Origin of the sequence: Ralstonia sp. Ralssp135 (assembly GCF_047304345.1) — a bacterium.
Lineage (GTDB): Bacteria > Pseudomonadota > Gammaproteobacteria > Burkholderiales > Burkholderiaceae > Ralstonia > Ralstonia chuxiongensis.
Window position 1 is genome coordinate 20,748 of sequence record NZ_JBGLYZ010000019.1, and the last position, 16,597, is coordinate 37,344.

At 66.0% G+C, this 16,597-nt stretch carries 19 protein-coding genes; 16 read left to right on the forward strand and 3 right to left on the reverse strand.

Annotated features, from left to right (window positions below; translation table 11 throughout):
- Positions 1–83: 83 nt before the first annotated feature.
- The 5 genes from ACCD03_RS14420 (at position 84) to ACCD03_RS14440 (ending at position 2,730) form a co-directional block, all read left to right on the forward strand.
- A complete protein-coding gene (locus tag ACCD03_RS14420; RefSeq protein WP_325648761.1) occupies positions 84–575 on the forward strand; it encodes a cupin domain-containing protein in 492 nt (163 codons plus the stop codon).
- 124 nt (positions 576–699) lie between these two features.
- Positions 700–1,443, forward strand: coding sequence for a LysM domain-containing protein (locus ACCD03_RS14425; RefSeq protein WP_325648760.1), 744 nt, complete (start codon positions 700–702; stop codon positions 1,441–1,443).
- Entirely contained in the window at positions 1,434–1,847 is a 414-nt protein-coding gene (locus ACCD03_RS14430) for a hypothetical protein (protein WP_413412106.1), read from the forward strand. The genes ACCD03_RS14425 and ACCD03_RS14430 overlap by 10 nt, the downstream gene beginning before the upstream one ends.
- Before the next feature lie 21 nt (positions 1,848–1,868).
- Positions 1,869–2,306: a hypothetical protein gene (locus ACCD03_RS14435; RefSeq protein ID WP_413412107.1), complete on the forward strand. Its 438-nt coding sequence runs from the start codon at positions 1,869–1,871 to the stop codon at positions 2,304–2,306.
- Between the two features lie 37 nt (positions 2,307–2,343).
- On the forward strand, positions 2,344–2,730 hold the full coding sequence (locus tag ACCD03_RS14440) for an SgcJ/EcaC family oxidoreductase (RefSeq protein ID WP_413412108.1): 387 nt from the start codon (positions 2,344–2,346) through the stop codon (positions 2,728–2,730).
- A gap of 14 nt (positions 2,731–2,744) precedes the next feature.
- Here ACCD03_RS14440 and ACCD03_RS14445 read toward each other — a convergent pair whose 3' ends face one another.
- Positions 2,745–3,233, reverse strand: a complete 489-nt coding sequence (locus ACCD03_RS14445; RefSeq protein ID WP_024977367.1) for an Lrp/AsnC family transcriptional regulator — start codon at positions 3,231–3,233, stop codon at positions 2,745–2,747.
- Positions 3,234–3,391: 158 nt separating this feature from the next.
- On the opposite strand from ACCD03_RS14445, the gene hppD reads away from it, so the two are divergent.
- Positions 3,392–4,498 carry a 4-hydroxyphenylpyruvate dioxygenase gene (gene hppD / locus ACCD03_RS14450; RefSeq protein WP_045206669.1) on the forward strand — a complete coding sequence of 369 codons (1,107 nt, stop codon included), beginning with the start codon at positions 3,392–3,394 and terminating at the stop codon, positions 4,496–4,498.
- 211 nt (positions 4,499–4,709) lie between these two features.
- On the opposite strand, the gene ACCD03_RS14455 is transcribed toward hppD, so the two are convergent.
- Both ACCD03_RS14455 and ACCD03_RS14460 read right to left on the reverse strand, forming a co-directional pair.
- Complete coding sequence (locus ACCD03_RS14455; protein ID WP_045206671.1) at positions 4,710–5,324, reverse strand: EF-hand domain-containing protein; 615 nt, start codon at positions 5,322–5,324, stop codon at positions 4,710–4,712.
- 139 nt (positions 5,325–5,463) lie between these two features.
- A complete protein-coding gene (locus tag ACCD03_RS14460) occupies positions 5,464–6,147 on the reverse strand; it encodes a type II secretion system protein N (protein ID WP_045206674.1) in 684 nt (227 codons plus the stop codon).
- 175 nt (positions 6,148–6,322) lie between these two features.
- On the opposite strand from ACCD03_RS14460, the gene gspG reads away from it, so the two are divergent.
- From gspG to gspE, 10 genes are all read left to right on the forward strand, one after another.
- Positions 6,323–6,793 (forward strand): type II secretion system major pseudopilin GspG, encoded by a 471-nt coding sequence (gene gspG / locus ACCD03_RS14465; protein WP_024977363.1) that lies wholly within the window; start codon positions 6,323–6,325, stop codon positions 6,791–6,793.
- A gap of 31 nt (positions 6,794–6,824) precedes the next feature.
- A complete protein-coding gene (locus ACCD03_RS14470; protein ID WP_253542202.1) occupies positions 6,825–7,319 on the forward strand; it encodes a GspH/FimT family pseudopilin in 495 nt (164 codons plus the stop codon).
- Complete coding sequence (gene gspI, locus ACCD03_RS14475; RefSeq protein ID WP_045206679.1) at positions 7,316–7,714, forward strand: type II secretion system minor pseudopilin GspI; 399 nt, start codon at positions 7,316–7,318, stop codon at positions 7,712–7,714. The genes ACCD03_RS14470 and gspI overlap by 4 nt, the downstream gene beginning before the upstream one ends.
- Positions 7,695–8,426: a type II secretion system protein J gene (locus tag ACCD03_RS14480; RefSeq protein ID WP_316679508.1), complete on the forward strand. Its 732-nt coding sequence runs from the start codon at positions 7,695–7,697 to the stop codon at positions 8,424–8,426. The genes gspI and ACCD03_RS14480 overlap by 20 nt, the downstream gene beginning before the upstream one ends.
- A 1-nt stretch (position 8,427) precedes the next feature.
- Positions 8,428–9,510 carry a type II secretion system minor pseudopilin GspK gene (gene gspK, locus ACCD03_RS14485; protein WP_413412109.1) on the forward strand — a complete coding sequence of 361 codons (1,083 nt, stop codon included), beginning with the start codon at positions 8,428–8,430 and terminating at the stop codon, positions 9,508–9,510.
- A gap of 161 nt (positions 9,511–9,671) precedes the next feature.
- A complete protein-coding gene (gspL, locus tag ACCD03_RS14490; RefSeq protein WP_413412110.1) occupies positions 9,672–11,108 on the forward strand; it encodes a type II secretion system protein GspL in 1,437 nt (478 codons plus the stop codon).
- A 10-nt stretch (positions 11,109–11,118) separates the two neighbouring features.
- Positions 11,119–11,685: a type II secretion system protein GspM gene (gene gspM, locus ACCD03_RS14495; protein WP_413412111.1), complete on the forward strand. Its 567-nt coding sequence runs from the start codon at positions 11,119–11,121 to the stop codon at positions 11,683–11,685.
- 17 nt (positions 11,686–11,702) lie between these two features.
- The gene (locus tag ACCD03_RS14500; RefSeq protein ID WP_413412112.1) at positions 11,703–12,545 is read left to right on the forward strand and encodes a type II secretion system protein N; all 843 of its coding nucleotides are present in this window, start codon (positions 11,703–11,705) and stop codon (positions 12,543–12,545) included.
- A 37-nt stretch (positions 12,546–12,582) separates the two neighbouring features.
- Positions 12,583–15,003: a type II secretion system secretin GspD gene (gene gspD / locus ACCD03_RS14505; RefSeq protein WP_253542214.1), complete on the forward strand. Its 2,421-nt coding sequence runs from the start codon at positions 12,583–12,585 to the stop codon at positions 15,001–15,003.
- Between the two features lie 16 nt (positions 15,004–15,019).
- The gene (gene gspE, locus ACCD03_RS14510; RefSeq protein ID WP_413412113.1) at positions 15,020–16,576 is read left to right on the forward strand and encodes a type II secretion system ATPase GspE; all 1,557 of its coding nucleotides are present in this window, start codon (positions 15,020–15,022) and stop codon (positions 16,574–16,576) included.
- Positions 16,577–16,597 lie beyond the last annotated feature (21 nt).

Here is a 16,597-nt window from a genome sequence, read left to right on the forward strand (position 1 = left end):
ATTGGGGTGAGGCACCTCTCGCTCTCCAGTGGCGGCCATCTGCGTCGCCCGCGAGCCGATGCCGAGGCAAGAAGGAGACGACGATGAAGACACCATCTGCGCAATTGATACTGCTGACAGCGGCCATGCTGCTCTGCCTGGGCGCCACGCCCGCTGCGGCACAGGACGCGGCCATGGGCGACATGACGATGATCAACCCATCCGCCCTGAAGTGGGTCGACGCGCCGCCGGGCCTGCCCAGGGGCGCCAAGCTGGCCGTGCTTTACGGCGACCCCGGCAAAGATGGCCCCTACGTCATCCGCCTGAAAGCGCCGGGCGGCTACAAGGTGCCGCCGCACTGGCACACCCAAACCGAGAACCTCACGGTGATCTCGGGCACGCTCTACCTGGGCAGCGGCGACGCCATGGACATGAGCGCCGCACACCCACTCAAGACCGGCGGTTTCCACAACCTGCCCGGAGGCATGCATCACTACGCCTTCACCAGGACGACGACGGTGGTGCAGATTCATGGCACGGGGCCGCTGGACGTCAAATACGTCAACCCGCAGGACGATTCGTCGCCCAAGCAGTGAAGGCTGACGCGCCACCGTGGGCAATCGCCAGCCACCGGCAAGGTACATAAACAGCCGTTAACACGCGGCTGGCGTGCGCTGGCTACCATGCCCCTCCACAGGTCACGCAACCACGGAGGGGCAGATGGTCACGAAGGCCCAGGTCAAACCGAAAACCGATTTCGAGCGCTGGCAGGATTACATCAACACCTCCACCCAGCACCCCGACCGCTGGAACGGCTACGACTGCGATATCCAGTCTGCCGTGGGGGAATACAACCGCTACCTGATGGGCAATGCGGGTTATCTGCCGCTGGACTGGCAGATCGTCAAGGCGATGGTGTGGGTTGAAACCGGGGCAGATTCAGAAGCGTGGCAGACCAAGCCGATGCAGATCGGCAACTTGGGGGACCCGGGGTTGAATACCCTGCTGCGCGGCGAAGAGGGCAGCGACCTGATCGTCCCTCCGGCCATCCGCACCCGGTTGAACGCGGGCCTGGCCCGAACGGTGCCAGCTTGGAACATTCGCGCTGGCATCGGCTACCTCCTCACACGCATGGCGAAGTTCGACGTCCGGAGCGTGCGCGATACCGACGACAAGGTCTATGAGGTCACCGTCAAGGCGGGCGACAGCCTCGACAAGATCGCCCGCGCACAAGGCTCAACCCTGGCGGAAATGCGTGCGCTCAATCCGAATGCCGCAACACTCAAACCCGGACAGGTGGTCAAATACCGCAAGGCCGCCATGCGCAAGGTGATTGCCGGCTGGCGGCCTTTGACGACGCAAAACATTGCCGTGCTGTACAACCACGGCGACGCCGCGTACATCCGGAAATTCGATTACGTGCTCACGCTCATCCCGAAGATCGGAACCGCCGCATGCAAGTAGGTCGCCTCTTCATCGCCGTGTCGCTGCTGGCCGCGCAATCGGCCATGGCCGCAGATACCCTGACCGGAACCTTCCGCGGCGATGGCCGTGCGTGCCACGGCGCGCTGTTCGTCCGGCCGAAGACCATCGAGTGGAATGCCAGCTTCTTCAAGTGCGGCCCAACGCGCTACAAGGTGATCGAGCAGGACCTGTCGGGCGATCACCCGCACGCGGCCTTCAAGATTGACGACCACCGCAAGCGCTGCGGCCTTGCCGTCATCGAGGTCTCGCGCTACAGCGAGTTCTCTTGGAGCGTAAAGGGCTACCAAACGATGGAGGCTTACCAGAAGCGCGAAGAACCCGGCTGGAAGGATTCCGCCGACCCCGCGCGGCAGGTCGCCCTGTGCGGCATGCGCAAGGAATAGCGCGCCTACCGCGCCGCCGCCATGCAGCCGCTCCAACGCTTCGCCCTGGAGAAACACAGCGGCCCGTATGAGCGGTGGCCCATGCGCACGCGCGTGATCATCGACGGCGTGCCGCACCCCACGCTCACCATCCCCGGCTACGAACTGCTACGGCAGTACCAGACCGATCTCGGCTTCGTCCTCATCACCAGCTACGACTGCCCGTTTGAGGAAGCGGTCTCCGTCACACTCGTTGCTCCGGACCTCTCACACGCCATCAGCACCGGCACCATCGGCGCGGCGTATTACACGTTCTGGCTGGATGACGTCGAATGGCTCGACGCGAACCACTTTCGCCTCACCTGCGAAAATGCCGTGGGCGATTGGCTGGTCACGCTGCGCGCCCGGCATATCCCGGTGTTGTCCCCGGCCGTCTTCATCAAGCGCCGCGTGGCACCGCCGGTCGAGCCCGCGGTGTAGAGTGATCGGCCACCGCTTGAACGACACCTGCACCGCCATGACCGACGACGAACGCGCCATTCGCAACGCAGTGGACACCTGGCTCGCTGCCAGCAGAAGCGGCGATCTGGCCACCGTGCTCAGCCTGATGACCGACGACGTGCTGTTTCTCACGCCCGGCCAGGCGCCTTTCGGCAAGGAAGCCTTCGCCAAGATGTCCGAAGGCATGAAGGACGTGCACGTCGACGGCACGAGCGATATTCAAGAGGTGCAGGTGTTTGGCGACATCGCGTATCTGCGTAACGCGCTGCACATCGTCATCACGATGCCGGATGGGAAGGTGGCCCGGCGCTCAGGGCAGACGTTGACGATTCTGCGCAAAGAGGCGGATGGCAAGTGGCGGGTGGCGCGGGATGCGAATCTTGTGATGGCGGACGCTGCCTGATACGGGCGAACATCTCAAACCACCACCGGCAACGCCGTCGTATCTTTAATCCGCTCCAGCGCAAAGCTGCTCTTCACATCGATCACCGCCGGGTGCGCAAGCAGCTGGTCGCGTATGAAACGCGCGAAGTGCTCCATGTCTTCCACGAACACCTTGAGCAGGTAGTCCATCTCGCCGGTCATGGCGTAGCACGTGACCACCTCCGGCCACGTCGCCACAGCCGCGCGAAAATTGTCGGACGGGCCTTTCCCTTTGGGCGCACCGCCCTGCTTTTCCAACCGCACGTTGATGTATGCCGACAACCCGAGCCCGATCTTGGTCGGGTCGAGCAGCGCGGCGTATTGGCGGATGACGCCGCTTTCCTCCAGGCGGCGGATGCGTCGCAAACACGGGCTGGGCGACAGATTCACCCGCTCGGCGACTTCCAGATTGGTGAGGCGGCCGTTGTTCTGCAGGACTTCCAGGATCTTGCGGTCGATCTTGTCGAGTTCCACTTTATTCATTTTTGTTGCTCCGCACCAATTAATTCGGCAATTTTCTTGCGCAAATTTAGCAAGGTGGGCACAACTTCGCAATTTTTGCTTGGACCGACACTCCTACACTGCGAGGATCGTCAAAGACCTGAGCGCTGTCACAGCGCCCGCCCCGCAGGAGACTCACCATGCAATTCACGCCTTGGGAAAACCCGATGGGCACCGCCGGTTTCGAATTCATTGAATACGCCGCGCCGGACCCCGTTGCCATGGGCAAGCTGTTCGAGAACATGGGCTTTACCGCCATCGCGAAGCACCGCCACAAGAACGTGACGCTGTACCGCCAGGGCGAGATCAACTTCATCATCAACGCCGAGCCGGATTCGTTCGCGCAGCGCTTTGCGCGTCTGCACGGTCCGTCGATCTGCGCGATCGCGTTTCGCGTGCAGGATGCAGCGTTCGCCTACAAGCGCGCGCTGGAACTGGGCGCCTGGGGCTTCGACACCCACAGCGGCCCGATGGAGCTGAACATTCCGGCCATCAAGGGCATCGGCGATTCGCTCATCTACCTGGTGGACCGCTGGACCGGCAAGAACGATGCGAAGGCCGGCGACATCGGCAACATCAGCATCTACGACGTCGATTTCGTGCCCATCGCGGGCGCCAACCCCAACCCCACCGGGCACGGCCTGACCTACATCGACCACCTGACGCACAACGTCTACCGTGGCCGGATGAAGGAATGGGCCGAGTTTTACGAACGCTTCTTCAACTTCCGTGAAGTGCGCTACTTCGACATCGAAGGCCAGGTCACGGGCGTGAAGAGCAAGGCGATGACGAGCCCGTGCGGCAACATCCGCATCCCCATCAACGAGGAAGGAACGGAGAAGGCCGGTCAGATCCAGGAGTATCTGGACATGTACCACGGCGAGGGCATCCAGCACATTGCGCTGGGCTCGACCAACCTGGCCAACACGGTGGATGCACTGCGCAGCAACGGCATCACGCTGCTCGACACCATCGACACCTATTACGAACTGGTCGACAAGCGCATCCCCGGCCATGGCGAGGATGTGGCGGAGCTGAAGAAGCGCAAGATCCTGATCGACGGCGCCCCGGGCGATCTGCTGCTGCAGATCTTCTCCGAGAACCAGCTCGGCCCGATCTTCTTCGAGTTCATCCAGCGCAAGGGCAACCAAGGTTTTGGCGAGGGCAACTTCAAGGCGCTGTTCGAGTCGATCGAACTCGACCAGATGCGCCGCGGCGTGCTCAAGGCCGACGATCAGCCAGCCTGAAAACCCTCAACTTCAGGCAAGCTGTACCCGCACCCCGGTGGTTCGCCATCGGGGTGTTTTTTTTGGGGCGTGAGCGGCAGCGGCCATCCGACACTGGCCCCGGAGCAAAACCGGCCACACCCGCCTTGCGCCTCGCTGAGGATGCGGATTGGCGTGGCAATAAAAACGGCGCCCGAAGGCGCCGCTTGCGTGCGGAGACTTAGGCGAAGCGTCACTCGCCCTTGGTGGCCGACGGGCCGCCCGGCATGGCCGCGGCTGCAGGGGTGTTCTTCTGAGCCTTGCGGGCATCGTGGCGGGCCTTCATGTAGGCGCGGATTTCGTCTTCGGTGATCTTGCCGTCGTGGTTGGCGTCGATCTGGTCGAAGCTCTTGGCAAGGCGCGGCATGCCGGCCTGCACTTCGTCCTTGCTCAGGGAGCCGTCGTTGTCCTTGTCGGCAGCCTTGAACCTGGCGTCGAAGCGTTGCGCCATCTTTTCGTGCATCTCGCCCTTGTGGGCCTTGTGCCAGGCGGCCAGCTCGTCCTTGCTGAGTTGGCCGTCGTGGTTGGTATCGATCTGGTCGAAGTTCTTCTCAAGCCAGGTGTGACCCTTGGCTTCGTCGCGCGAGATCTGGCCGTCGCCGTTGGTGTCGAGCGCCTTCAGGCCGCCGCCGTGGCGGCCCGGCTTGCCGGCAGGGGCATTGGCTTGCGGCGCAGCCTGCGCCGCGGCCGGTGCCTGTGCGCTGGCGGCTGGGGCGCTGGCATCCTGGGCGCGGGCGTTCATGCCCGACATGGCCAGGAACAGGGCCGAGGTAGCGAGGAAGGCTTGGACAGCACGTTTGTTGGTCATGGTCAGCTCCTTTTCACATGGACTGTGTAGCGGATTAGAACCCGACAATGCCGACGCGTTGCCGGCTTTTACACGCTGTTACCCCGATGACACGCGCTGTAATATGCGCCCGCCACTGCACGGCGGGGCCGTTCAATGCCTATTGGTTGGCGCCCGGCTGGGGGTTATCGCCCTTGCGTGCGGCCGCAGCCGCGCGGTGGCGCGGGCCGACGATACCGCCGCCCTGGCTGGCAGGCTCGTCACCCGTGTTGATCTGAGCGGGCGCAATGGGCAGCATGGCGCCCGGCATGGCGGTATTGGCCGGGTTGTTGGCAACCGGCGGCGCGGGTGGCATAGCGGGCGTCGATAGCGGAGCTGCAGCGCCTGCAGGCGGTAGCGGCAGGGACGGCGCATGGCGATTGGCCGGCGACACGCCCGCCACGGCGCTGGCCGGCAGCGGAATCTCCTGGCGCGTGCCATTGCGCTCGATCACCACCGAGCGCGCCTTGATTTCCACCAGCTTGAGGTTGGACGACAGCGACTTGCCGGCCCGCACGGCCTGCGGCGCACCGCCATCCACCGACACGATGGCTGCGCCTGAACCATCCGCCAGATCGGCCACCACGCCCATCACCTGCACATCGCGCGGGCCGTTCTGTGGGCCGCCGCCAAAGAGCGTGACGGCCGCGCCGGTCTCCAGCGCGTCGGTCTGGGCAACACGTGCCTCGCGCGGCGTACCCAGCGAGCGCAGCGAAGACAGCGTCAGCACCCAGTGCGTCAGGAGCGCACACAGGGCAGCAAACAGTACAAGACTGAGCAGACGGGACGACTGTCGAGCGTTCATGAAATGAGGCGAGGCACCGTAGGAATACGCCGATTCTATCCGCCCTTCATGCCAGTTCGGTGAACAGCTTGGAGGTGCGGCTCTAGAGCCAACGCAGCATGACCTTCCCATGCAATATATGGTCATATGTCACGGATATACTGTGTCTCTTCCCCTTATTGCCAACTCTGTCGCCATGATGCAAGGCCAACTTCGCTCTTCCTTCCGCCAGCGCGCCCTCGCCCGACAAGCAGCGCGTGGCTTCACCCTGATAGAAATCATGGTGGTGGTGGTGATCCTGGGCATCCTCGCCGCGCTGGTGGTGCCAAAGATCATGAGCCGTCCTGACGAGGCGCGCATCATCGCCGCCAAACAGGACATCGCGTCCATTTCGCAGGCGCTCAAGCTCTATCGCCTGGACAACGGCCGCTACCCGACCACCGAGCAGGGCATTGGGGCGCTCGTCGCCAAGCCGACCACCGAGCCGATCCCCAACAACTGGAAAGGCGGCGGCTATCTGGAACGCCTGCCCAAAGACCCGTGGGGCCACCCGTACCAATATCTGAACCCGGGCGTGCGCGGCGAAGTGGACGTCTTCAGCTTCGGCGCAGACGGCCAGGCCGGCGGCACGGGCAACGACGCCGACATCGGCAACTGGGACAACTAAGCCAGCGCCGTCCCCCAGCCACCCGCTCACCATGCTCGGCCACCCACACCGCCGCCGGCAGGCTCTCGGCTTTACGCTGCTGGAGTTGCTGGTGGTGGTGGTCATCATCGGCATCGTGCTGGCCGTGGTGGCCGTCAACGCCACGCCCAACCGGCGTTCGCAACTGGCCGACGATGCGCAGAAGCTGGCCCGCCTGATCGAGCTCGCACAGGAAGAGGCGCAGCTCACCTCGCGCCCCGTGGCTTGGGAAGGCGATGCGCAGGGCTGGCGCTTCTACGAATCGACTCCGAATGGCTGGCGCTTGCTCAACCGGGACGTGCTCGCACCGGGCCACTGGCGCCAAGGCATGGACAACGTACAGATCGTCGCCGGTGCCGCTGCGGTGCCAGGCGCGCCGCAGCGCCTCGTGTTCGGCCGTGAGGCGATTGGTTTGCCTTGGCGCGTGGCACTGACCTCGCAGGGCTCGCGCGTCGACGTGGTATCCGACGGCGGCCCGCGCGTGCTGACGGAGACGCAAACGCAATGACGCGCAGCCACCGTCCAACGCGCACGCGCGGCTTCACCCTGCTCGAAGTGCTGGTGGCGCTGACCATCGTGGCCGTGGCGCTGACCGCCACCATGCGCGCCATGGGCAGCATGACCACCGCAAGCGACTCCCTGCAGACGCGCATGATCGCCACCTGGAGCGCTGAAAACCACCTCGCCAACCTGCGCCTGGCACGCGTCTTCCCAGACCCCGGCGCGCGCGGTTTTGCCTGCCCGCAAGGCGATACGCAACTGTGGTGCGAAGAGACCATCGCCACCACGCCCAACCCGGTGTTCCGCCGTGTGGAGGTGTCCGTCTATCCGGACGCGTCCAAATCCGTGCGACTGGCCTGGCTCGTGACTCTATTGCCGAACGATGCGCGCAATGTCTTCTAACCGTTCGGCGCGCGGCTTCACCCTGCTCGAACTGCTGGTGGCGATCACGCTGCTGGCCATCCTGGCCGTGATCGCCTGGCGCGGGCTGGACAGCATGACCCGCACGCACGAGGCGCTGGCCCAACGCGACGAACGCATCGAAGCACTCAAAACGGCCTACGCCCAGTTCGACGCCGATTGCACCCAGCTGGCCGATCCGAACACGCTGTCGCGCTCACCGGTGGAGGTGGACGCCAATCGCGTGCTGATGGTGCGCGACCGCCGCGACGACGGCCAGCCGCCCGCCTGGCAAGTGGTGCTCTACCGCATTGTCGACGGCCGGCTCGAACGCCTCCAGACCCAACCGATCACCAACCGCGGCGACCTGCGCAACGCACTGGACAACCTGCGCCAGGGCGGTGTGGGTGCTGCGCGCTACCTGCTCGCCACCAACGTCGACAGCATCAGCGCGCGCGCGTGGATCGAACCCGGCGGCTGGATGGACAACACGGGCGCACTGTCTGCGGCGCTGTTCCCGGCCGGCAGCAATACCACCACCCTCACCGGCTTGCCGTCGGCTTCCACGCCCAGCGCGTCGGCGCCGCCGGCCAACAACCCGGGCGTGGTGGTGCCGGCCGCCTCGGTGCGCGCGGTGGAACTGGCATTGCTCGTGCGCATGACGCCGCAGGGCACGCCGCAGCGCTTCACGCGCATCTGCATGACGGGGCTTTGACATGGCGCGATACTCCCGTCGACTTGCCCAACGTCATCCGCATGCTGGTCGCCAGCGCGGCGCGGCCATCATCACGGCACTGCTGGTCGTCACGCTGGCCGTGGTGATTGTGTCGGGCATGCTGTGGCGGCAGCAGGTGGAGATCCGCGCAGTGGAAAACCAGCGCCTGAAAGCGCAGGCCACGTGGATCGCGCGGGCCGGCATCGACTGGGCGCGCCTCATCCTGCGCGATGACCAGCGCCGCACCGGCGCGGTGGACCATCTGGGCGAAATCTGGGCCGTGCCGATCCAGGAAACCAAGCTATCGGACTTCCTCGGCAGCTCGCTGCGCACGGATACGGCCGGCGAAGAGTCGTACCTGTCGGGCCGCATCTTCGATGCCCAGGCACGCTTCAACCTGATGAACCTGCTGACGGCGCAGACGCTGGGCGCCCGCACCATCATTACCGGCCGCGACAAGGACGCCATCAAGGCTTACGGCCTGCTGCTGCAGTCGCTCAGCATCGACCCCAGCCTGGCCAATGTCACGGCGACGTACCTGGCGCAGATGCTGGGCGGCTTCCAGTCGATCGAAGGCATGCAGGGCGGCCAGCAAGGCGCCGAAGACAGCGGCGGGAGCGGCGGCAGCAACAGCAATGGCCCACGACCGCTCGACGACGTAGCCAGCCTACTGACGATCCCCGGCTACACGGCGGACATGATCGCCAAGCTGCGCCCCTACGTGATCGTGTTGCCCACCCGCACGCAGATCAATGCCAACACGGCCAGCGCCGAAGTGCTGGCCGCCGTCATCCCGAACCTGAGCCTGGACCGCGCCCGCTCGCTGGTGCAGGCGCGCGACCGCGCTTACTTCCGCAACATCGGCGATGTCACGAACCAGTTGCGCGGCATCGCGCCCGGGGTCGACACCACCGCCGCGGCCAATCTGCTGGACGTGCAGACCCACTATTTTCTGGTCTACGGCATGGCCCGCCACGAGCGCGCCCGAATCGGAGAAGTGGCGCTTGTTTCACGTGGCGATCCGATCAACAATAACGCGACCCGCATCGTCTGGGTCCGCCGCATCGACGAGATTCCGTCATGACGGCGGCGCAACACCCCTCTACGTGCGTACGGGCCGCTTGTAGACAGACCCTAGCCTTCGCCGTATTGTCATCCGCATCGTTCAGCATCGCGGGTTTTGCGCAATCCGGCGCTTCCGTTGGCAGTTCGCATTCACACTCTCAAGATCAATAGAGGAGCGGTTTGACGACCTCCCTGTACGTGCGCCTGCCGCACCGGCCCATTCAATCGCCCGAACGCTGGTCGGCGGGCGCGCTTGCCTCCGTACCCTTCGCGCTGGTGCGTGAAGAGGGCGCACAAGGGCCGCAACGTGTTCAGCGCGAAGGCACGTCGCGCACCGACGAACTGCCCGCGGCTGACCGCCTGATCCTTCTGCTGCCCGCCGCCGACGTGCTGCTGGTGCCGGCCAACGTGCCGCCGCTGGCGCTGCCCAAGCTGCGCCTGGCCTTGCCCAACCTGGTGGAAGAGCGCCTCGTGCAGGACGCGCAGCAATGCCATATCGCCCTGGGGCCCCGCCTGGGCGATGCTCCTGCGCGTGGCTGGCGGGCGCCCCGCGAGCCGCAATCACGCGCGTTGATGATTGCCGACCGCGCGTGGGTCCGCTTCATCCTCGATACCTTTGCCGGCCACAAGCACCGCACCTGCCATCTGCTGCCCGCGCAGCTTTGCGTGCCGTTTGAAACGCCTGCCGCAGCCGCAGTGCCGATTGCAGGATCGGCAAATGCCGTCGAACGCTCGGAACCATCGCTCGACGCTTCCGCTGCCGCTGAACCCGCAGTCGACGCGCCTGCTGCTGAAACCGTGGCCGCGGTCACCCCGGCAACCATCGCACTCGATGCGGCACCGCCGTCTGACCCAGACGCGCCCGTCGCCATCGACATCACCGTACGCACCGGCCGCGCCGAGGGCTACGGCCTGCGCGTACTGCCGGCCAACCTCGGCAACTGGCTGGGCATTGCCCCCACGCCAGCCACGCTGATGGTCTCGCCCGCGCTGCGCGAGTTGGCGCCCGCTCTGTCGGCCGACCCCGCCGCCGCCACGCTGGACTGGTCCACCTGGGCCGCCGGCGCACGCGACGCCCTGGCTTCGGGCGAAGCCGACCTCTGCCAGTTCGACTTTGCCCGCGGCGGCGTGGCCGGCATGGACTGGAGCCTCTGGCGCCTGCCGATCGCGCTGGCCGCGCTGCTGGTGGTCGTGCAGCTCATCGGCATGAACGCGCGCTGGCTCACGCTGCGTGCCGAACAGAAGCGGCTCGATACCGCCATGCGCGCGCAATTGCAGACGGCATTCCCGAATACACCGGTGATCCTCGATCCGCCCGCGCAGATGCGCCGCCAGGTCGAACAACTGCGCTTGGCCGCCGGCAAATCGGCGCCGGAAGACTTCTTGCCGCTGGCCGATCGCTTTGCCCAGGCTGCCTCCGGGCTCGCGCCCGATGCGCTGCTCGCACTCGATTACCACGGCCGCGCGCTGACGGTCACGCTCAAGGACGGCACCGACACTGCCAGCCTGCGCACCGCCGCCCGCAATGTCGGCCTGAACATGGACACCGCCGAGGCCCCGCGCGGCGCAGAAGCCACCGTACCCGGCTCGCGCTGGACGGTCTCCATCGCCCAATAACGATTCCTCCATGGCGACTTCCTCCCCCTCTTCCCGATCATCATCCCGCCGCCTGCCGCGCATTGGCGTGCCGGACTCGGTGCGCGATGCGGCCACGACCTTCTGGATGCAGCGCGAACCGCGCGAGCGCCGCATCCTGACCGGCGGCGGCGTGGTGCTGCTGCTCGTGATCGTCTACCTGGTGCTGTGGGAGCCGGCCTTTGAAGGCCAGCGCCGCATCGAGAAAGCCCTGCCGCAGATGCGTACCCAACTCGCCGAGATGGAAACGCTCGGCCAGGAAGCGCGCGGCCTGTCTGCCATTGCCGCTGCGCCCGTGCCGCGCGGCGCGGAACTGCAGCAGGCGCTCAACACGAGCCTCACCAACCACGGCCTGAAGGCCACGCGGATGGCGATGTCGGGCGAGAGCGTGCAGGTGCAACTGGACAAGGTGCCCTTTGGCGCCGTCGCCGAATGGCTGCAGGAGGTGCGGCAGGCGCAGCGCATGAAGGTGATCGACACGAACATCAAATACGTGGGCGCAACGGCCCTGGTCAACGTGACGGCGACGCTGCAAGGCCCTGCCGCCGCGGGCCACTGACGGGTCCGATCGTGCCGATGGGAATTGAATCACTGCCGCCACTGCGCCTGCGCCGCCGTGCCGAGTCCGACGAGCGCACGAGCTTCGGCTGGCGCGTGCTGTGGGGTGGCGTGGCGCTGCTGGCCGTGGGCTTGACCGTGGTGGCGCAGTATCCGGCCGCGTGGGCGGCCGAGCGTGTGGCCGCGGCCACGGGGCATCGTGTGTTGCTGGCCGACAGCCAGGGCAGTATCTGGCACGGCAGCGCAACGCTGGCGCTGACCGCAGGCAACGGCGGGGCCGACGCCACCGTGCTGCCCGGCCGGCTGTCCTGGTCGATCGACATGCTGCCGCTGCTGACCGGCACGCTGCGCGCGCACCTGACGCACGATCGCGCGCTGGAGAAGCCGGTCACGCTGACGGTCACGCCGGGGCATTGGGACGCAGAGGCTGGCACGGTTGCATTGCCGGCATCGTTGCTGGAAGGCATTGGCGCGCCGTTCAACACGCTCAAGCTGGATGGCCGGCTGCGGGCGCAGTGGACGCCGCTCTCGGGCCAATTCGGCAGTAGAAAGGGCCAGCCGAACGCCGCTCAGGGCGCGCTGACTGTCACGCTTGAGCAGGTATCATCCAGCCTCAGCCGGGTGCGGCCGCTGGGCAGTTACCAGGCCGTGGTGTCGTTTGGCGGCGTGAGCGGTGCGCCGATGCAGTTGTCGCTGTCAACGCTGGCCGGGCCGCTCACCCTGCAGGGCCAGGGCACCCTTGGGTCCAACGCACATTTTGACGGGGTGGCCAGTGCCACGCCGGAGTCGGAACCGCAATTGATTGGCCTGTTGAGTCTGCTGGGCCCGCGCGACGGGTCGCATCATCGACTCCGCTTTTGATCCTCAAGCCGGCGCGCGAGCCAGCGTGCCGACAACCATGAACGAGACCATGTACAACGCCTCTTCCCGACTCACCGTTCGCGCCATCGTCCTGGCATGCTGCGCAACAATGGTGGCCGGCTCGATGCCAGTCTTTGCCGCCCCGCCGAGCGCGGCATCTGCCCAGAACGGCGCCGTCGGCAACCCCGGGGATGAGGTCTCGCTGAATTTCGTCAACGCGGATCTGGACTCGGTGGTCAAGGCCGTCGGCCAGGCCACGGGCAAGAACTTCATCGTCGACCCGCGCGTGAAGGGCACCGTCAACCTCGTCACCGAAAAGCCGGTGACGCGCTCGCAGGCGCTGGAATCGCTGGGCTCGATCCTGCGCATGCAGGGCTACGCGATTGTCGAGGGCAACGGTTTCACCAAGGTCGTGCCGGAAGCCGACGCCAAGCTGCAGGGCTCGCCCACGAGCGTGGGCGCGGCAGGCTCGCGCGGCGGCGAACAGGTCGTCACGCAGGTCTTCCGCCTGCAGCATGAATCGGCCAACAACCTGGTGCCCGTGCTGCGCCCGATGATCGCGCCCAACAACACGATCACCGCATACCCGGCCAACAACACGCTGGTCATTACCGATTACGCCGACAACCTGCGCCGCATCGGCCGCATCATCGCGTCGATCGACACGCCCGTGGCCGGCGAGACCGAGCTGATTCCGCTGAAGAACGCCGTGGCCATCGACGTGGCGGCTACGCTGCAGAAGCTGCTCGACCCGTCGGCCGGTGGCGCAGGCGGTGCGGGCGCCGGCGCGGCACTGTCGGACCCGAGCCTGCGCACGTCAGTCGTGGCTGAGCCCCGTTCGAACAGCGTGATGGTGCGTGCGTCGAGTGCGGCACGCCTTGCGCAAGCCAAACAACTGATCGCCAAGCTGGACGTGCCGAATGCGCGCCCGGGCAACATCTGGGTGGTGCCGCTCAAGAACGCCAACGCGGTGCAGCTGGCCACCACGCTGCGCGCGATCGTGGCGGCCGACGCCACGCTGTCGGCCTCGGCATCAACCGGGCCCGGCGGCCAGAGCGCCGCCCAAGGCGCGACCTCGCAGCCGGCCGGCGGTGTGAACACCTCGCAGAACCAGAACACACAGAACACCAATTACGGCAGCGGCTCGGGTTCGGGCAGTGGCTCGGGCAGCGGCAGCTCTTCGTTCCGCGCCTCGTTTGGGCAGAACAACACGCCGACCACCGGCGGCATCATCCAGGCCGATCCGGCCACCAACGCGCTCATCATCACCGCCAGCGAGCCGGTCTATCGCAACCTGCGCGCCGTGATCGACGACCTCGACGCGCGACGCGCGCAGGTCTACATCGAATCGATGATCGTGGAAGTGACGGCCACCAAGGCGTCGCAGTTGGGCATCCAATGGATGGCCGGCGCGGGCGGCCCGACCACCTTTTTTGGCGGTGGCACCAACTTCGGCAGCGGCGCCAATAACCTGATCAACCTCGCGGGCACGATTGCCACGATCACCAGTGGCGGCATCGGCAGTACGGCCGCGCAGACTGCCGTCGGCACGCTCTCAAACAGCGTTGGCCAACTCAACGGCGGCAACTTCGGGGTGTTCAACAGGGGCAGCGGTTTGGGCGCCATCCTCAGCGCGCTGGGTTCGGATGGTTCGGTCAACGTGCTGTCCACCCCGAACCTGATTACGCTCGACAACGAAGAGGCCAAGATCCTGATCGGCCAGAACGTGCCGATCACGACCGGTTCATATGCGCAGACCGGCGGCGCGGCTTCGGTCACGCCGTTCCAGACGTTCGACCGCAAGGACGTCGGCATCACGCTGCGCGTCAAGCCGCAGATCACCGATGGCGGGCTGGTGAAGATGCAGATCTTCCAGGAGTCGTCTGCTGTGGTGCCGGGCACGCAGAATGCGGCGCAAGGCCCGACCACCAACGTGCGCTCGATCGAAACCAATGTGCTCGCTAACGACGGCCAGGTGGTCGTGCTGGGCGGCCTGCTGGAAGACAACTACCAGGACGGCGAGCAAAAAGTGCCGGGCCTGGGCGACATCCCCATCCTGGGCGCGCTGTTCCGCTCGGAAAACAAGACGCGCGTGAAGACCAACCTGCTGGTGTTCCTGCGCCCGATCATTCTGCGCACGGCCGATGCCACGGGCGCGCTGTCGGACAACCGCTACAACTACATGCGCGACACGCAGCAGGGCTTTGTCTCGCCGAACATGCTGCCGACCACGTCGGACAAGGACACGCCGGTACTGCCCACGCCCAGCGCCATGCGCCCGGCTGACAATTACGGCGATGTGTCGATCGTGCCGAAGGGCCCGGCCGGCACGCAGGTGCCCCCAGGCGCCCCGATGCCGATGCCGCAAGGCACCACGCGCAGCCAGCCGCGCCTGCAGAACTTCGCGGCGCCCACTTCGGGCGGCTACGACGGCAACGCGCCGCGCAATGGTGGCTGACAACGGACAACGAACCATGGCAACGCAAGCTTCCACCACCGACGTCAGCACGCTCGAGCCGCCCTCGCAGTCAGCCGTGCGGCTGGTGCCGTATGCGTTTGCGCGCGACGCCAGGTTGCTCGTCGCCCGCCAGGACGTCGACACGCTGGAAGTGTGGGTCTGCCCTGAAACCTCGCGTACGGCGCTGGCTGAACTCGGCCGCGTGTTCGGCGCGCTGCAGTTGGTGACGCTTAGCGCGGCGGCGCTGTCCACCGCCACACAAACGGCCTACAACGCGCAAGACGGCAGCGCAGCCCAGGTGGTGGGCGAAGTGGAAGGCGAAGTCGACCTCTCGCGCCTGATGCAGGACATCCCTGCCGTGGAAGACCTGCTCGAATCCGAAGACGACGCGCCGATCATCCGCATGATCAACGCGCTGCTCACGCAGGCCGCGCGCGAAGGCGCCTCGGATATCCACATCGAGCCGTTCGAGAATGCCTCCGTGGTGCGCTTCCGGGTGGACGGCACGCTGCGCGACGTCGTGCGTCCCAAGAAGGCGCTGCACGGCGCACTCATCTCGCGCATCAAGATCATGGCGCAGCTCGACATTGCCGAGAAACGCCTGCCGCAGGACGGCCGCATCACGCTGCGCGTGGGCGGTCGCCCGGTGGACGTGCGTGTGAGCACACTGCCCACCGGCCACGGCGAGCGCGCGGTGCTGCGTCTGCTCGACAAGGAAGCCGGCCGCCTGGATCTGAGCAAGCTCGGCATGGGCGCCGGCACGCTGGCGCGCTTTGACCACCTGATCAACCAGCCGCACGGCATCGTGCTCGTCACCGGCCCGACGGGTTCAGGTAAGACGACCACGCTGTACGCGGCACTGTCGCGGCTCGATTCCGCTTCCACCAACATCATGACGGTGGAAGACCCGATCGAATACGACCTCGACGGCATTGGCCAGACGCAGGTCAACCCGAAGATCGACATGACGTTCGCCAAGGCCCTGCGCGCCATCCTGCGCCAGGACCCGGACGTGGTGATGATCGGGGAAATCCGCGATCTGGATACCGCGCAGATTGCCGTGCAGGCCTCACTCACGGGCCACTTGGTGCTGGCGACGTTGCACACGAACGATTCGGCCTCAGCCGTAACGCGGCTGATCGACATGGGGATCGAGCCGTTCCTGCTGTCCTCATCGTTGCTGGGTGTGCTGGCGCAGCGGCTGGTCCGCCGCCTGTGCGTGCATTGCCGCCGCGAAGAAGTGCTCGAACTCACGCCTGCTGAAGTGGAAGCCGTGGCCGGCACGCCGGTTGCCGATGGCGTGGCACCCGCCGCACCGGCACGCAAATCGGTGTGGCATCACGTCGGCTGCGACCGTTGCAGCAACTCCGGCTACCAGGGCCGAACCGGCGTCTATGAACTGCTGACCGTCACACCTGAAATTCAGACGATGATCCACCGCCAGGCCGCTGAATCCGAGATCAAGGCGTTCGCCATCGGCCAGGGCATGCAGACCATGCGCATGGATGCACAGCGCTGGATCGACACGGGCGCCACGTCGCTGGAAGAAGTGCTGCGGGTCACACGCGACTAAGGCGCGATCAAACGAATAGCG

Excerpts from the sequence above, each read along its gene's own strand:
- ACCD03_RS14455 (WP_045206671.1), bottom strand. The coding sequence starts at position 5,324 with ATGACCAACAAACGTGCTGTCCAAGCCTTCCTCGCTACCTCGGCCCTG.
- gspD (WP_253542214.1), top strand. The coding sequence starts at position 12,583 with ATGAACGAGACCATGTACAACGCCTCTTCCCGACTCACCGTTCGCGCC.
- ACCD03_RS14460 (WP_045206674.1), bottom strand. The coding sequence starts at position 6,147 with ATGAACGCTCGACAGTCGTCCCGTCTGCTCAGTCTTGTACTGTTTGCT.
- ACCD03_RS14430 (WP_413412106.1), top strand. The coding sequence starts at position 1,434 with ATGCAAGTAGGTCGCCTCTTCATCGCCGTGTCGCTGCTGGCCGCGCAA.
- ACCD03_RS14480 (WP_316679508.1), top strand. The coding sequence starts at position 7,695 with ATGCGCGCAATGTCTTCTAACCGTTCGGCGCGCGGCTTCACCCTGCTC.
- gspI (WP_045206679.1), top strand. The coding sequence starts at position 7,316 with ATGACGCGCAGCCACCGTCCAACGCGCACGCGCGGCTTCACCCTGCTC.
- ACCD03_RS14435 (WP_413412107.1), top strand. The coding sequence starts at position 1,869 with ATGCAGCCGCTCCAACGCTTCGCCCTGGAGAAACACAGCGGCCCGTAT.
- hppD (WP_045206669.1), top strand. The coding sequence starts at position 3,392 with ATGCAATTCACGCCTTGGGAAAACCCGATGGGCACCGCCGGTTTCGAA.
- gspM (WP_413412111.1), top strand. The coding sequence starts at position 11,119 with ATGGCGACTTCCTCCCCCTCTTCCCGATCATCATCCCGCCGCCTGCCG.
- gspK (WP_413412109.1), top strand. The coding sequence starts at position 8,428 with ATGGCGCGATACTCCCGTCGACTTGCCCAACGTCATCCGCATGCTGGT.
- ACCD03_RS14470 (WP_253542202.1), top strand. The coding sequence starts at position 6,825 with ATGCTCGGCCACCCACACCGCCGCCGGCAGGCTCTCGGCTTTACGCTG.
- ACCD03_RS14500 (WP_413412112.1), top strand. The coding sequence starts at position 11,703 with ATGGGAATTGAATCACTGCCGCCACTGCGCCTGCGCCGCCGTGCCGAG.
- ACCD03_RS14425 (WP_325648760.1), top strand. The coding sequence starts at position 700 with ATGGTCACGAAGGCCCAGGTCAAACCGAAAACCGATTTCGAGCGCTGG.
- ACCD03_RS14420 (WP_325648761.1), top strand. The coding sequence starts at position 84 with ATGAAGACACCATCTGCGCAATTGATACTGCTGACAGCGGCCATGCTG.
- gspG (WP_024977363.1), top strand. The coding sequence starts at position 6,323 with ATGATGCAAGGCCAACTTCGCTCTTCCTTCCGCCAGCGCGCCCTCGCC.
- ACCD03_RS14440 (WP_413412108.1), top strand. The coding sequence starts at position 2,344 with ATGACCGACGACGAACGCGCCATTCGCAACGCAGTGGACACCTGGCTC.
- gspE (WP_413412113.1), top strand. The coding sequence starts at position 15,020 with ATGGCAACGCAAGCTTCCACCACCGACGTCAGCACGCTCGAGCCGCCC.
- ACCD03_RS14445 (WP_024977367.1), bottom strand. The coding sequence starts at position 3,233 with ATGAATAAAGTGGAACTCGACAAGATCGACCGCAAGATCCTGGAAGTC.